At 41.9% G+C, this 15,192-nt stretch carries 14 protein-coding genes; 1 reads left to right on the top strand and 13 read right to left on the bottom strand.

Features of this window, described 5'->3' with window-relative positions; genetic code table 11:
* Position 1 precedes the first annotated feature (1 nt).
* The 8 genes from DI077_RS06805 to DI077_RS06770 are packed head-to-tail and all read right to left on the bottom strand — an operon-like array spanning position 2 to position 8,855.
* Positions 2–649, bottom strand: coding sequence for an SRP-less Sec system protein (locus DI077_RS06805; RefSeq protein WP_109018849.1), 648 nt, complete (start codon positions 647–649; stop codon positions 2–4).
* Between the two features lie 3 nt (positions 650–652).
* Positions 653–982, bottom strand: a complete 330-nt coding sequence (gene yajC, locus DI077_RS06800) for a preprotein translocase subunit YajC (RefSeq protein ID WP_109018848.1) — start codon at positions 980–982, stop codon at positions 653–655.
* A gap of 6 nt (positions 983–988) precedes the next feature.
* The gene (gene trpD / locus DI077_RS06795) at positions 989–2,035 is read right to left on the bottom strand and encodes an anthranilate phosphoribosyltransferase (RefSeq protein WP_109018847.1); all 1,047 of its coding nucleotides are present in this window, start codon (positions 2,033–2,035) and stop codon (positions 989–991) included.
* A complete protein-coding gene (pgsA, locus tag DI077_RS06790; RefSeq protein ID WP_109018846.1) occupies positions 2,016–2,762 on the bottom strand; it encodes a CDP-diacylglycerol--glycerol-3-phosphate 3-phosphatidyltransferase in 747 nt (248 codons plus the stop codon). Before pgsA ends, trpD begins: the two co-directional genes overlap by 20 nt.
* On the bottom strand, positions 2,762–4,108 hold the full coding sequence (locus DI077_RS06785; protein WP_109018845.1) for a MiaB/RimO family radical SAM methylthiotransferase: 1,347 nt from the start codon (positions 4,106–4,108) through the stop codon (positions 2,762–2,764). The genes pgsA and DI077_RS06785 overlap by 1 nt, the downstream gene beginning before the upstream one ends.
* Position 4,109: 1 nt before the next feature.
* Complete coding sequence (locus DI077_RS06780) at positions 4,110–5,207, bottom strand: helix-turn-helix domain-containing protein (RefSeq protein ID WP_109018844.1); 1,098 nt, start codon at positions 5,205–5,207, stop codon at positions 4,110–4,112.
* A 23-nt stretch (positions 5,208–5,230) separates the two neighbouring features.
* Positions 5,231–5,944, bottom strand: a complete 714-nt coding sequence (locus DI077_RS06775; RefSeq protein ID WP_109018843.1) for a LolA family protein — start codon at positions 5,942–5,944, stop codon at positions 5,231–5,233.
* A gap of 40 nt (positions 5,945–5,984) precedes the next feature.
* Positions 5,985–8,855, bottom strand: coding sequence for an FtsK/SpoIIIE family DNA translocase (locus tag DI077_RS06770; protein WP_109018842.1), 2,871 nt, complete (start codon positions 8,853–8,855; stop codon positions 5,985–5,987).
* Between the two features lie 89 nt (positions 8,856–8,944).
* Here DI077_RS06770 and DI077_RS06765 point away from each other — a divergent pair, with 89 nt between their 5' ends.
* The gene (locus tag DI077_RS06765; protein ID WP_167837083.1) at positions 8,945–9,634 is read left to right on the top strand and encodes a YoaK family protein; all 690 of its coding nucleotides are present in this window, start codon (positions 8,945–8,947) and stop codon (positions 9,632–9,634) included.
* Positions 9,635–9,687: 53 nt separating this feature from the next.
* Here the strand turns inward: DI077_RS06765 and DI077_RS06760 are convergent, their stop codons facing one another.
* From DI077_RS06760 to rplM, 5 genes are all read right to left on the bottom strand, one after another.
* Positions 9,688–10,185 carry a YajQ family cyclic di-GMP-binding protein gene (locus tag DI077_RS06760; protein ID WP_109018840.1) on the bottom strand — a complete coding sequence of 166 codons (498 nt, stop codon included), beginning with the start codon at positions 10,183–10,185 and terminating at the stop codon, positions 9,688–9,690.
* Positions 10,186–10,188: 3 nt separating this feature from the next.
* A complete protein-coding gene (gene alaS / locus DI077_RS06755; protein WP_109018839.1) occupies positions 10,189–12,951 on the bottom strand; it encodes an alanine--tRNA ligase in 2,763 nt (920 codons plus the stop codon).
* A 50-nt stretch (positions 12,952–13,001) separates the two neighbouring features.
* On the bottom strand, positions 13,002–14,171 hold the full coding sequence (locus DI077_RS06750) for an MFS transporter (protein WP_109018838.1): 1,170 nt from the start codon (positions 14,169–14,171) through the stop codon (positions 13,002–13,004).
* A 100-nt stretch (positions 14,172–14,271) separates the two neighbouring features.
* Positions 14,272–14,667, bottom strand: a complete 396-nt coding sequence (gene rpsI, locus DI077_RS06745) for a 30S ribosomal protein S9 (protein ID WP_109018837.1) — start codon at positions 14,665–14,667, stop codon at positions 14,272–14,274.
* 3 nt (positions 14,668–14,670) lie between these two features.
* The gene (gene rplM, locus DI077_RS06740; RefSeq protein WP_109018991.1) at positions 14,671–15,123 is read right to left on the bottom strand and encodes a 50S ribosomal protein L13; all 453 of its coding nucleotides are present in this window, start codon (positions 15,121–15,123) and stop codon (positions 14,671–14,673) included.
* Positions 15,124–15,192: the final 69 nt, after the last annotated feature.

The raw sequence follows: 15,192 nt of genomic DNA, 5'->3' as shown, positions 1-15,192 counted from the left end.
ATTATCTTCTATACGGGCGGTTGTTGGAACTTGAGCTAGGTCTTGCCATTCGCAATCGATAGAATGCAAATAGTATGATAAAACCAAGAATCAACATTGCTTTTTTGTATTTATCAAAAAATTCGGAGAAACTGAACAAAGGTTTGCTTGCAACTGTCGATACGGAATTTCCAAGCGATTTGTCATCTGGATTTTGAGAACGAACTAAAGTAGCATCCCCGCCAAAACCGGGAAGTCCGTCCGGCTCCACATAAATCTTCGGGTCAATCCAAAGTCCTGAAACGGAAACCTCTTCCTCTACTTTCAAGACAGGCTCGGATAGATTTTTCGGTTCAGGATTTACGGGAATAACAGCAGTTTGATTGGGATTGGTTTGAACCGGGTTGGGATTCAAATTGGAATTTGTTTCCGCAGCAAGTGATGCCGCTTTTTTCTTCTTAGATCTTTTCTTCTTGGTGGAAGTAGTAGCAACAGCTTTATCCGTAACCTTTTTGGTAACGGTTGTTGTTGCAGCTTCTTCTTTTTGTTTTACGGTAGCAGTCGACTTGGGCTTATCGTTCACCTTATCTAAAAAATCAAGAGAATCCTGTGCCATAATCTGCCAAGAGATAGCAAATGTTAGCAAGATTGTGACAGAGGAGTTTTTCATTATCTATTTCTTTTTTTGAATTGCTGAGGTTTCGAATGTAACGTTTGTATTGGCACTGATGTTAATAACAACTGTTTCATTATTGTCTTTGAACTCTACAATCTTTCCGTGGAGTCCGCTATTAGTCACTACTGTGTCGCCTTTTTGCAAATTTGCGATCATTTCTTTTCTTTTTTTATCTTCCTTTTTATTGGGAAGGATCACCAGAAAATACATGGCAACTAACATGATCGGAATGATCAGAAGTGTTTGAAAGGAAGACTTTGTGCTATCTGCTCCTGCGTCTTGCGCGAAGAAGAAAAATGAGGATGCGAGTAATTGGATTGTATACATAATTATCTATTTGTCCAAGGATGAAACAGCTAAGGTTAAATTCAATGTTTCCTGAGTGAATTTGAGAACTTTTTTCTCTAAAATCGACTGTTTAGCGAGTCCGAAACCTTCTTCTATGCTTTCCACTCTGCCCAAAACAAAAAGCCCTGCTCCCGCATTCAAAGCCACCATATCGGTACCGGAAGTTTCTTTTCCCGATAGAACCTCCGAAAAAAGTCGAAAAGATTCTTCTTTAGAATTTGCAAAGACATCCTTAGGTTCAATCTGTTTTTTCAAAGGAAGGGATTTTGGGTCAAAACGCAAACTCTGCGTAGTTTTTCCGTCAAAGTAGCTGTAATCGGTCGGGGCGAAAATGGAAAATTCATCCAAACCATCCTCAGAGTGGCAGACAATGGATCGTTTGCTCCCCAGTTCCTTCAGAATCCCGGAAACAGTCGAAAGTAAGGCTTTTTCATAGACCCCGACCACTTGAAATGCAGGTCGAAAAGGATTGGAAAGAGGTCCGATCAGATTGAAAAAAGTGCGAAAGCCCAATTCTTTTCGAACGGGACCTGCATACTTCATGGACGGATGCCAAGCCGGGGCAAATAAAAACACAAACCCTGTCCGGGTAAATTCGGCTTCCAGATCCTCTTTCGGTCTTTCAAAATCGTATCCTACGGATTGTAAAATATCGGAAGAACCGGAAAGTGAAGACACTGATCTGTTTCCATGTTTTGCGACTTTGGCACCCAAAGCCGCCAAAGTAAAAGCGGAAAGAGTGGAGATATTGAAAGAACCTCTTCCGTCCCCCCCTGTTCCGCAAGTATCTATAAAATCAAAATCAAACCGGGATGTAGGTTTTTCCGCATTTTCCCGCATTGCGGAAACAAAGCCGACTAACTCTTCCAAGGTTTCCCCTTTTTGTTTCAACGCGGTGAGAAAGGAAGCGAGTAAGATCTCGGAAACCTTTCCATTCATTACTTCATTCAAAAAGAATTTTGATTCTTCTTTTGTTAAATGGGCTTTTGAGATGGCTTTGTTTAAAATTTCCCTAAGATTTAATTCTGTCATAAAAAATCCTTCTCAAATTGGAAAAACCAAGCAGCTTGTAATTGGTAAAAATATAACGAAGCCCGGAAATCACTGTGATGATCGTAGTGAATAACATTCCGAAATAAGGAACGAAAGAAGCAATGGATGTGAAAACTTCCGAACTTTCTTTTTCCTTTTCCGAACTGACTAAATCCACAAATCCATGCGCATTGGCGCAAGCGATTTCAAACGTACTCAGTCCGGCGGTTCTGCCTAGGGAATACATATCGTTGATCATCGCTCTTCTTTTGCCCGAAATCAGCATAAAGATCACAAGTATGATCAAAATCGCACCCATTTGAAATGCTGTTTTTACTTTTCCCATCATCGTGGTTCGTAAAGAAGTTCCTGAACGCACAGCAATATAGCGTAAAAAAGTAATCAACATATCACGACCGATGATGAGTACCACCATCCAAACTTCAATCGGCTCATGAATGAATAAAAACGTAATGAAACAACCGATTACCAAAAACTTATCGGCAAGCGGATCTAAAAATTTTCCAAACTCTGTTTGTTGATTCCATTTACGCGCTAAGTATCCATCCACCAAATCCGTGATAGATGCCAATGCAAACAGTACAAAAGCGAAAATCTGATAATTGATTTCCTTTTGAAAGAGCGCAAAAATAAAAAAAGGAAGCGCGAGAACTCTAAGTACGGTAAGTAAATTAGGGATATTTGCTATTGTTTTCCAATCTTCCATTAAGCTACCCAAGAACCTGCCATATCCAATTCGAAAAAGGATTCCACTCGCACTTTTCCGATCTGGCCGACTTGTAAATTACGATCTTCCACAAAAACAACTTCATCAATCTCAGGTGCGTCCTGAAATCTCCTAACAGTTGCTCCCTCTTCCGTGACTTCATCCACGATGGCAGGATATATTTTGCCGATCCTGGATTGGTGTGTGTCTTTTAAAACTTCCAGATAAGCGTCTCTCACCAAATTCACACGTTTGGAAATCTCTTTGTCTTTGAGCTTACCTTCCAAATCAAAACCTTTGGTTCCTTCCTGAGGAGAGTAAGGAAATAGATTTACCTTTTCCGGTTTTACATCTTGGATGAATCGAATGATCTCATCCACATCCGCCATAGTTTCACCCGGGAAACCCAAGATAAAAGAAGTGCGGATCTCAAGCCCCGGCTTTACCGATCTTGCTTTTTCAAACAAAGATTTGAAATAGGAATACTCTCCGGTTCGGTTCATTGATTTCAGAACGGATTTGGATACGTGCTGGAGAGGAGATTCCAGGTAAGGAGCGATCTTGTCGATTTTGCCGTAAAGATCCAAAAGCCTTTCCGTTTTTTTGTCAGGATAAAGGTATAATAATCTTAAAATCTGAAGCCCTTCCACTTCGGAAACGGACTCAATCAACCCGAGCAATTTATCAGTGTCTTTTCCGTAGAACACGGTATCCTGCGAAACAAGTGCGATTTCTTTTGCACCGGCAGCGATTGCACGGCGAGTATCGCTTAACACTGATTCCTCGGAAGAATCCCTGAACTTTCCCCTTAAATTCGGAATGATGCAAAAATGGCAACCACGGTTGCATCCGTCGGAAATTTTTACATAAGAATAAGGTTTGGAATAATTTTCAATGGAATTGGAAAGAGTGAGTCTTTCCAAAATGTCTTCGTTGAATTCCTTGATTTCTTTGAAATCGAGAGGGAATGTCTTTTTTAAAATATCTCCGGCTTGATCGTATTTCCCTGTTCCGAAATGAAGATCTACTTCCGGAAGATCATCCGAGATTTCTTTGCCCGCACGTTCGGCAAAACACCCTACTACTACCAGTTTTTGATTATTTTTTTTTTTCAAATCAATGGAATCAAGTATCGTTTGGATCGTTTCCTTGGTTGCGTCTTGGATAAAAGTACAAGTATTGATCAGGTGAAAATCACTCGCTTCAGGATCATTTGCAGGAAGCAGTCCCTCTTTTAAAAGAGACTGGTGCATGCTCATGGAATCGACTGTATTTTTGGGACACCCCAGAGTCGTAATATAAAACGACTTAGGGAGTGTGTCTTCCTTTTCCTTGGTCTTCGGCATTTTATTCGCCTAACTCCCCAATGATGGACTGGGTAGAATCATAAGGATTTTGTTTGCGTATGAATATCTTTTTCACGAGTTTGCCAGGCTTGCCCAGAACGGATCTTTCTTTTCCGTTTTGAACCATTTCTACCGCACCACCGTCACCAACTTTCATTTCCAGGCGGTCTCTTGCTTCCAAATGTTTGACCTCACCCGCAGAAACAAGTCCTCTTTCTCCCATTTGACCGTCGATTACGAATTCCACATAACTAGGTTTAGAGAAAAACAATGTAACCTGAATGGGAACATCTCCTACCGGTTTGGAGGCGACTCCTTCTCTTTCTTCTTTGAGAGTCACGAGTACTTTCGCTGATTTTTCGGTCACTGCTTGAGTCACAACTCTGATATCACGGCGAAGAGCGGAAAGTTCCGCTATTTTATAGGAAAGAACAGTCTCTTCTCCTTCGGCGGATTGAAAACTATATACGTTCTTTTCAGGGAAAATATTGAATCCTATGATGGCCTTTCCGCCTTGAACTCCCTTAATGAACATCTTACATTGTTGGTTGTTCACGCTGAAAGACACTCCCCTATCTTCTGTTAGGATGAAAGGGACACTTGCATTTTCGGGAACACTTTGAGAAACAAAATTGATTCCGGAAGGAATCTCGGCGGAAGATACGGGGGTGGATTCGGAGGATGAAGTTGTTGTCTCTTCATCGGCGATGGAGGAGCCCGATTCTTGAAAACTCAAGTAGATGATATAAGCCGATATAACAAACAAGGCAACGGAAACGATCGTGATGAGTTTGTTGCGATCCAAAGTGAAGCTGGAAGTCGTAGGCCGGGTAAGTTCTTCCAAAGGTGCTTGCGATTCTTCTATTTGTTCGCCGCGGTACAAATTGAGTAACATCGCAGTGTCCAATTTCAAATAACTGGCGTAATTCTTTAAAAATCCAAGTGCGAACGTTTCCGCTGGAAACTGGGAATAATCTTCCGTTTCCAAGGCAATGATGTACTTCGCTGCGATATTCGTATCTTTAGCTACATCTTTTACAGAGAGTTTTTTTTCCTCTCTGGCTTCTTTTATGATTTGGCCTACTCTTTTCGTATTCAAAACGTTTTTCCTCTTAACAGGGATTAGTTCTCAGAAACCAATGGATTGTTTACTATCTTTGCATTCCCACTCATGTGAAAATTAAACACTCCATCCTGAATCTCTTCTTCAAAATTAATATTAGAAAATGCAATTGTAGTCTCTTTGCCGCGTCCGTCCGTTGCAATCGCTCTTTTGATCAGATAGGATTCCGAGTCTACAAACAACTTCATTTTTTCAAACCCGCCGATCTTTTCTCTTTGGTCCAATTCCAAAACAAAGTATTTGGTAGGGTCTTTTTCAAAAACGATTCTGGGTTGTTCGATCGCGTCGAATTTATAATGATATTTGCGAAACAAACGTGACAATCCGTCGGCACTGTTCGTAGTAAAAAGCGCTCCGGAGGAATTTTTCTTATCCAAACTTAAGTCCTGTTTGCCGACGGCACCTAACCTCTTGATGAAAATATAAAGAGTTTTGCCGTCCGATACGATTTCGTCCCCTTCCGGTTCGTTGAAATTGTAACGAATCTTTCCCGGTCTCTTATAAAGAGACTTTCCCCGCATGGTTTTTTCTTTTTTATTCTCCACGCTCTTGATTTGGAAATCAGCGGAATAGGAATTGATTTCGGAGAATTTCTTTTTGATTTTTTTGACTACTTCCGAAGGGGAATGCCAATTATGCGCAGGCCCGGTTTGGGGAAAAATAGGAAACCAAACGAGTAAACACACAAAGACAAGGCCAATACGAACTTTCATAGTTTCCCAGTTTTTCAAGAAAGCCTCACTTGTCGATGATTTACGCTGAACGAAGGATTTCTCTGGGTTTCGAGCCGATTTGCGGCGAAACATAGCCGCGCATTTCCATAAGTTCCATGAGTCTCGCCGCTTTATTATAGCCGATCCTCATCCTTCTCTGGAGGTAACTGGCACTCGCTTTTTTCTCGGAAACCACGATATTCCAAGCCTCATCAAAGAGCTCTTCATCCTCTTCCGAGCCGGATTCCGTACTTCCTTCCTCATCCCAGTTCATTTCTACATAAGCCGGAGCGCCTTGTTTTTTGGCCTCTTCCACGATCGCTTCGATTTCCTTCTCTTCAATGTAAGGCGCCTGGATTCGGGTTAGGTCGGAGGAAGTAGGAGAACGATAGAGAAAGTCCCCTTTTCCGAGAAGGGATTCGGCACCGTTCGTATCCAAAATAGTCCGGGAATCCGTTTTTTGTGCCACATGGAATGCCACTCTGGCAGGGCAATTGGCTTTGATAAGACCTGTGATCACATCCACGGACGGTCTTTGGGTAGCCATGACCAAGTGAATTCCCACAGCTCTAGATTTTTGGGAAATCCGGGTGATCTGGTCTTCCAGGTCTTTCCCGGAAACCATCATCAAATCCGCAAGCTCATCGATGAAGATCACTATATAAGGAAATTTTTGATAACCTTTTTTATGGGCGAATTCTTCCACCTTGTCGTTATAACTTTTGAAATCCCTACTCTTCAATTGAGATACCATTTGGTAACGGGATTCCATTTCCTGGATCGCCCAAGACAAGGCCTTGGTCGCCTTTTTGGGATCTGTAATAACAGGCATTAATAGATGAGGGATGTCCTCATAAAGGGTCATCTCCACCATCTTAGGATCGATCATGATAAAACGAACTTCTTCCGGAGAACGGGTACAAATCAAACTTGTAATCATCGAGTTCAAACTCACCGATTTACCCGAACCTGTTGTTCCCGCAACAAGCAAGTGAGGAAGTTTCGCAAGATCTATAATTACGGTTTTACCGGAAATATCCTTACCTATGGCAATGGTAAGATCCTTGGTTTTGTTTTGAAGGATGGACTCTTTTAAAATCTCGGACAAAAACACATCTTCCCTATGGATATTGGGAACTTCAATTCCTATCGACGACTTACCGGGGATAGGCGCTACGATACGGATATTTTTTACCGCCAAATGAAGTTTCAATTCATCGGAGAGGGAAGTGATCCGACTGAGTTTGATTCCGTGAGGAATGGTAAGCTCATAACGGGTAATGATCGGACCTCGCTCACGTGCAATCACTTTGGATTCGATTCCGTAATAACCTATGATCTCTTCGATTTTACGACCTACAGTTTCCAACTCCGAATCGAATTTTGCGGTAAAAGACGGAGGTTGTTTATGATCGGCAAGAAGCTTAGGAGAAATATAATAAGATCCCTTCTTCAATTTGATCAAAGGAACCATGGAACCCATTGCGAATTCTTTTTTCTCTTCCTTCTTAATCTTTGACTTGGGTTTTTCCAAAGCATAAACATTGGAAGGAATTTCATCCTCTTCTTCGGATTCTTCATCGGTTTCCAATTCGGACGCATCTACCTCATCATATTCGGGAGAGTCATCTAGTTCGGATTCTACCGTTGGAAACTCTTCTTCCCATTCTTCCTCTTCCTCGGGACTAATCGGTAGAGACAGAACTTCGTCCTCTACTTCGTTCACCACAGTCTCAATGTCTTCTTCCGAATCATCCGATTCCAAAATAGTTTCTTTTGTTTGGCGGTTTGGATAAAGATCAATATCATCAAAACTGAATTTGGAAATCGGTTTGTGCAAGGAAGAACCTGGATTTAATTCGGGAAACTTGGACTCAAGTATATCGGAAACAAAATTTGTTTCCGGCTTTTGCGAAACCGGTTCCAAAGGAATAGAAACGACTTCTTCTATAACTTCAGGAACTGCCAAACCCCTAAAATCGCTGACTTTGATTTTAAATAGATCGGGAGCGAAATTCTCCGTACGTAGTTTCTTTTGCAAGCTAACAGATGTTTTATGAAATCGGAAACTATCTCCCGACTCTTCAAAAAAACCTTCATACAAGGAAGTATTTTTATAAACCACCTTTGGGGATTCGAGTTTAGTTGTTTCTTTGGGAAAAGAAAATTCCACAGGTTCTTCGTCTTCCCAAATCGTCGATTCTTGTTTTCGGGAAACCGGATCTATTTCCGATTCCAATTTTCTTTCGAACCATTTCTTGGAATGAGTATCCTCTCCGAAAATAGGTTTGGCTGGGAAAGTCTTAGATACAATCGTTTGGTTTAAAAAATCGGGAAGTTTAAAATGACTTAGATCACGGGTTCCACCGAATCCTCTGTACATTACATGTGCGAAAGACTGCAATTTACCCAATGTGAAATTCCAAGTGGAATCTTCCAACCAGATCACTGCGGAATATAAAAACAAAAAGAAGACGACTATGATGCGTCCTGTTTCTCCGAAGAGATAATTCAAAACCCAGGAAAAAAACTGACCGAAGATTCCACCACCATCACCTAACTGACCGAGAGGTGTTTCCATAACGTTCAAAGCAACGGAGGAACCTATGATGAATAAAGGGAAAAAAAGCGCCTTTCCCAAACGGTCAAACTCGGGGTTTTTAAATGAAATCACTCCAAGAACAAGAGAAAATCCTGCGAGTAAAAATGCCGATTTTCCCAGCAGATAAAATAGTGTGAAGGAAACATAATAACCGATTCTACCGAACCAGTTGGCACCGGTTCCATCCTCCGTTTCCGTAAAAGAAAAAAGGGATAAAAGTAAAAAAACACCAAGAAAAACCAGGATATAAGGCGTAAAATCCTGACGGATGGCATTCCATTTGGGTATGGCTTTCTCTTTGTTGTCCATATCCAAACTATCGGATGTTTCGAGACATAGCCGGGAAAAAAAGCCATTTACCCGACCGGGAAAGTCTAAAAAAAACTAAGGACGAACATTTGGAAAAAACAAAAAACACATCAATTAGAGACACATATATTTTTATAGGGAATGCGATCCTTTTGGTTACAACCGCCGGGTTAATCAATTCGATCGCCATTTTAGGAATCCACGGATCTTCCGTGGCTCACGTAACGGGAAGTGCCAGTTCCTTGGCAATCGAACTTTCCAAAGGAATATTTTCCTACCATCTTGCACTTCTGATATCCACTTTTTTATTGGGAGCCTTTGCTTCGGGTGCATTCATAGGTTCCGTCAAATTCAGAAAGCAAAACAGCTACGGCGTGCTTCTCATCATCGAATCCTTTATTTTGGTCTTCGGAGCCTTTTTATATATCAATGAAATTGAAATCGGGGCCTATATGTTTTCTTTCGCCTGCGGACTTCAAAATGCGATCGTAATGACTTACAGAGGAAGCATCATCCGCACAACACACCTAACAGGAATTATGACGGACTTCGGAAGTTATTTGGGAAACAAGGCGAGGGGTGTGGAAGTGGAAGCCTGGAGAATTTATATGAATTTTTTCCAGATTGTGGGATTTCTATTCGGGAGTTTCTTCGGGGCTTATTTTTTTCTGGAATACGGAATCATAATGATTTGGCTCCCTGCAATCGCTTGTTTTTCGATAGGACTTTCCTATCATATCTGGAGCCATTATTTCCGAAAGATCATCCATTTGCAATAAGACGCATAAAACCGGATTTCCTAAAACCCGGGTCACCGGGTTAGATATCTAACTTAGCCTTTAAAGTTTTGGAAATTCGCATCAAACTTAAAATCCGCATTTCGAACGGCTTGCATCACTGCTTGCAAGTCGTCCTTTTTTTTGCCAACCACTCGAACGGAATCTCCCTGAATGGTGACTTGGACTTTTAGTTTCGAATCCTTGATCAAATTTGTAATCTGTTTGGTTTGTTCTTTGTCCAATCCGTTTTGGATCTTTACTTTTTGGCGGACAGTCTGTCCGGTTGCAGGTTCCACTTTGGATTCGAAATCAAATGCGCGAAGACTGATTCCCCTCTTCGCCATCTTGGTGGTCAATACGTCGATGACCTGCTTTAATTTGATTTCATTTTCGGAGGTAAGTACAATATGTTCGTCCTGTAATTTGATTTCAGAGTTGGAACCTTTAAAATCAAATCTGGTGGAAATATCGGTCATAGCCTGAGATATCGCATTTTGTAATTCAGGTCTTTCTACTTTGGAAACGATGTCAAATGATGGGTCTTGTGCCATAGCTTATGCTCCGAATTTATTTTGAATTTCTTTCACTGCAGTTTCAAGTGCAAGATCGATTTGGTCGGGGTTTTTCCCACCACCTTGCGCCATATCCGGTCTGCCTCCACCCTTTCCGCCAAGGATTTCGAGTGAGTTCTTCAAAAGATTTCCGCAATGAACTCCCTTGTCGACAAGTACCTTATTGCACATATAAACCAAGGTGGAAGTATCTCCTTCTTTGGACGCAAACAAACAAAGTATTTTTGTTTCTCTGGATTTCAAAGAATCCGCAAGGTCTTTTAGGGATTTGGCATCGACTGCATCAAAGCTATGTTTTGCGATCACTACGTCCCCGATTCTGATCGTTTTGGACATTAGATCTTCGACAAGCTCCGGATTCAAAGAAAAGGAAAGTGCTTCCTTTTTCTTTTTATCTTTGTGCAGACTGGAAAGTTTTTCAGTCAAGCTGTCTTCCAGTTTTCTTTTGATCTCTCTTAAATATTCCACTGCCGAAGTCTTTTTGGATTCGAACAAGGACTGAACTTCTTCCGGTGCAGGAATTTTATCCAGGATTCCGTGGGTCTTTAGATCACCATACACGTCTTTAGCGTTCAAATTATAGTCTTGGATTTTCTCCGCCAAGACCTGAAACGCGGACTGGAAATAATCCACAACAGGATCCCCGCAAATGGCTTCGATCCTGCGATTTCCCGCTCCGGGGCTTGATTCTTTCAATATGGCAAAGTATGAAATTTCCTTCGTGTTGGAAACATGGGTCCCGCCGCAAAATTCTTTGGACACATCTCCCATTCCCACTACCCGAACCAGATTTCCGTATTTCTCATCGAACATAGATAATGCGCCAGAAGTTTTAGCCTGTTCGATCGGGAGAACTTCCGTTTCTACCGCGATCCCGCGTGCCACGGCCCCGTTGACATCTGCTTCTATCTTTCTGATTTCTTCGTCTGTTAAGGAAGCAGGATGGGAAAAATCAAATCGCAGATATTCGGGAGATACTACAGATCCTTTTTGATATACATGAGATCCGAGGACTCTACGAAGTGCACCGTTTAACAAATGAGTTCCTGAATGGTGATTGGCGAGACTCTGTCTGCGTTTGGAATCCACTTCCAAATCCACCTGATCTCCCAATTTGATTTCACCCCGCAAAACAAGTCCCAGGTGAAGATGGGAATCATTTTCCTTTTGAGTATCTTGTACTTGGAATTGGGAAGAGCCTGCTTTGATATAACCCCAATCTCCCAATTGTCCTCCCCCTTCGGCATAAAAAGGAGATTTATCCACAAGGATAACTCCCTCTTCTCCCGCCTTTAAAGAGTTTACCTGCTTTCCATCTTTGAATAAAAACTGAACCGTGGCACCTCCCTCAAGGCTGGTGTATCCTGTAAATTCCGTCTTTAGTTTGGAGGTATCCGTAATACCGGTGAGGTACGCTGTTTTTTTGCCTTTCCAGCTAGCACGTGATAAGTCACGATCCTTATCCAATTCCGCATCGAACTCGGAATCATTAAAACTGAATCCTTTTTCCAAAACAAGTTCTCTAGTCATCTCTCTTGGAAAACCGTAAGTGGAATAAAGCCGGAAACTATCGACTCCCCTAACCTCTGTTTCATTTCTGGATTTCATCTGACTCAAAAGATGTTCCAATTCTTCGAGACCCACTTCCAAAGTATTGAGAAAAAGTTCTTCTTCCTTACGAATGACGGATTGAATCTCCTTGGCTCTTTCTTTGAGCTCCGGGTATCTCTTGGAATAGATCCCGGTCAGAGTATCCACAAGTTTGTAAATAAATGGTTCCGTTATCCCGAGTGTGCGTGCAAATAAGGATGCTCGTCGGATTAAACGTCGGATCACATAACCGCGACCTGTGCGGTCAGGATAAATGCGATCTCCAATGGAAAAGAATACGGAACGGGAATGGTCGGTAATGACCCTGAAATTTACCTTCGTGGACTGGTCGTATGTTTTGCCGGAAAGGGATTCGATCGTTTTGATGATGTTTTTCAATTCATCCGTATCATAAACGGAATCCACTTCCTGTAAAAGCATGGCAACCCGTTCGAGTCCTGATCCTGTATCGATTCCAGTTTGCTTCAAAGGGAGGAGTTCTCCCGAAACGGTCTGGTTGAATTGATTGAATACCAAATTCCAATATTCCAAATAACGGTCGCAGTCGCAGCCTGGTTTGCAAGTGCCGGAGGTACCACAATCGGGTCCTCCTTTTTCAGGTCCCCGGTCCAGATACAATTCGGAACAAGGTCCGCAGGCACCACTGTCCCCCGCAGGTCCCCAAAAATTGTCCTTTTTGCCCAAACGAACAATCCTTTCTTCCGGGATGCCTGCATTCATCCAGATTTGTTTGGCTTCGTCATCGTCCAGATAAATGGTAACCCAGATTTTATCTTTGGGAATTTCCAGATGGTTCAAAGAAAAATCTAACGCATATTCGATGGCTTCCTTTTTGAAATAATCTCCGAAGGAAAAATTCCCCAACATTTCAAAAAAAGTACAATGCCTTTCCGTCTTTCCCACAACTTCCAGATCGGTTGTGCGAACGCATTTTTGGCAGGAACATGCCTTAGAGTAAGGAAGCTCCACCGCTCCGGTAAATAAGGGTTTGAATTGAACCATGCCGGCGGTCGTGAACAGAAGCGTCGGATCCCCCGCAGGGATTAGGCTCGAAGAAGGCACCACAGCATGGCCCTTCGACTTAAAATAATTCAGATATAGATCACCGATCTCTTGTACCGACTTAAACTTCATACTCTTACAGAGATTTTGTTTTTGGCGGATTTCGCAAGTAGATTCGAGATTTAAGCCTCTCTTAATTCAGAATAAACAAAAAAAGAAAGTATACTCGCGATGAGAAAAAAACCTCCCAAATAAGAGAAGGCCACCAAAATCCCGAAAGCGTCTCCCAAAAAGGCGGAAACAAGTCCGGACACTGCAGGAGTGAATTGAAAACAAACGGTATAAAGGGAAAGGAGTCTACCTCTCACACGATCTTCCGCACGTTTTTGCAGAATGGCAGGCAATAGACTGGAAAGAACTCCACCTGCGATCCCAAATAGAAATAAAGAAAAAGAAGTGATCCAAGCTTTTTGAAACGGGAAAAATCCGATAAACAGTACCGAAGAAAAAATCAAAAGTAAAAGTAATATCTTACCTTTATTCTCTCTTTTGTGAAGGATCATACTGAGAGCTCCTCCGAAAAATAACCCGATCCCCAAGGGAGCCAATACCTTCCCTCGGGAAAATTCCCCCAGCCCCAAAATATCTCTTACATACAAAGGAAGCAACACCTGGATCGGACCGAGTGCAAGCATAGTCAGGATCGCGACATACATCACCTGCCTGGAAACGATATCATTCAAAAGAAATTCTTTTACTTCGGAAAAATTAAAACGAATCCCCTCTATCTTATGAGTCACTTCGGTGATTCGAACAAAAATCAGTAAAAACATACTGAATAAGTTCATACTTCCCAAAAGCCCGAAGAGTTCCGAAAAACTAAGACTCTCTTTCAAGGAGCCGATGATGATCGGATTGATTCCGAAAAATAAAATCAATACCAAGTTGCCCGCAATCGTGTGAAACACCAAACGATGATGAGGTGCAATATCCCGAAGGATTGCCATCCTTCCCGGCAAAACCGTCGTCATAGCGATTCCGTTCAGAAAAGCAACGGGAAGAAGGAAGAGTGGATTCTGAGTCAGCCAGTCGGCAAAACAAAAGACCAAAAAGGCTGCCAGAACATGCAAAGCCTGGAAAGAAAATAGAACCCATTTTTTAGAATAACGATCAAGCAGGTATCCTGTTCCGAGAAAAATCAAAGGAAACGGTAGAAACAGAAAGAAGAAAACGATTCCCGAAAATCCGTGGAAGGTAGGAAAACTTTGGCTAAAGATCACCAGAGTGTATAGAAAAGAACTCCCGGCAAGGGTTCCGATTCCGAAAGCCAGGTAAAAAAGAATTAGGTTCATTGCAGCTAATTCTAGATTTTAAATTTTTATAACAACCGTTAAAAAACAAAAAAGCCTCCGGGTTGCGGAGGCTTTCAGAAAAAAGAGGAAAGAAAAAATCTTAACGTTTAGAGAACTGAGTTCCTCTTCTCGCTTTGCGTAGACCGTATTTTTTACGCTCCACCATACGATTGTCACGTGTAAGAAATCCTTCTTTTTTCAAAGCAGGTTTGAAAGCTTCATTGAAAGCAACAAGAGCACGAGCCACAGCGTGACGAATCGCACCTACTTGTCCTACAACTCCACCACCGGATACGTTCAAAAGAATATCGTATTTATCACGAGCATCCAATGTAAATAGAGGCTCAAGTGCACGACGAACCAAATGTTCTCCGTTTTTGATATATTCAGTTACATCTTTTTGGTTTACAGTAATCTTACCGGAACCTGCGGAAATTCTTGCTCGCGCAACAGATGTTTTACGACGACCGACTGCCCAAATTGGTTTAGCTGCCATAGATTATTTTAACTCCAGTTTAAGAGGCTTTTGTGCGCTCAAGTTGTGCTCAGCGCCGGCAAACACTCTGCAATTGCGAAGCATTTGATCGCCTAACTTTGATTTAGGAAGCATACCTTTTACCGCTTCAGTTATGATTCTTTCGGGATTTTCTTGAATCAATTTATGAAAAGCAATCGCAGTCATACCGCCCGGGTAACGAGAGTGATGATAGTAAATCTTTTGTTCCGATTTACGACCAGTCACTGCTACTTTAGAAGCATTGATGATAATGATATTGTCTCCGCAATCTTGATTGGGAGTAAATGTGGATTTGTGTTTGCCTCTCAAACGAGTGGCAACTTGGCTCGCTAGGCGTCCAAGTGTTTTATCAGTAGCGTCCACAACAAACCACTGTTTTAATATTTCTTCTTTTTTCAAAGAAGGTGTCTTGTGGGCTTTAGACAATAGTTCCATAGGTACGAGATTTTCCTCTTTTCTGTCAGGATTTTCGGTTTTCACGGCGGGTCAAACAAATTTATTGGG

It is taken from the genome of Leptospira kobayashii (assembly GCF_003114835.2).
Classification (GTDB): Bacteria; Spirochaetota; Leptospiria; order Leptospirales; family Leptospiraceae; genus Leptospira_A; species Leptospira_A kobayashii.
This window is presented reverse-complemented; position numbering and strand designations above follow the sequence as displayed.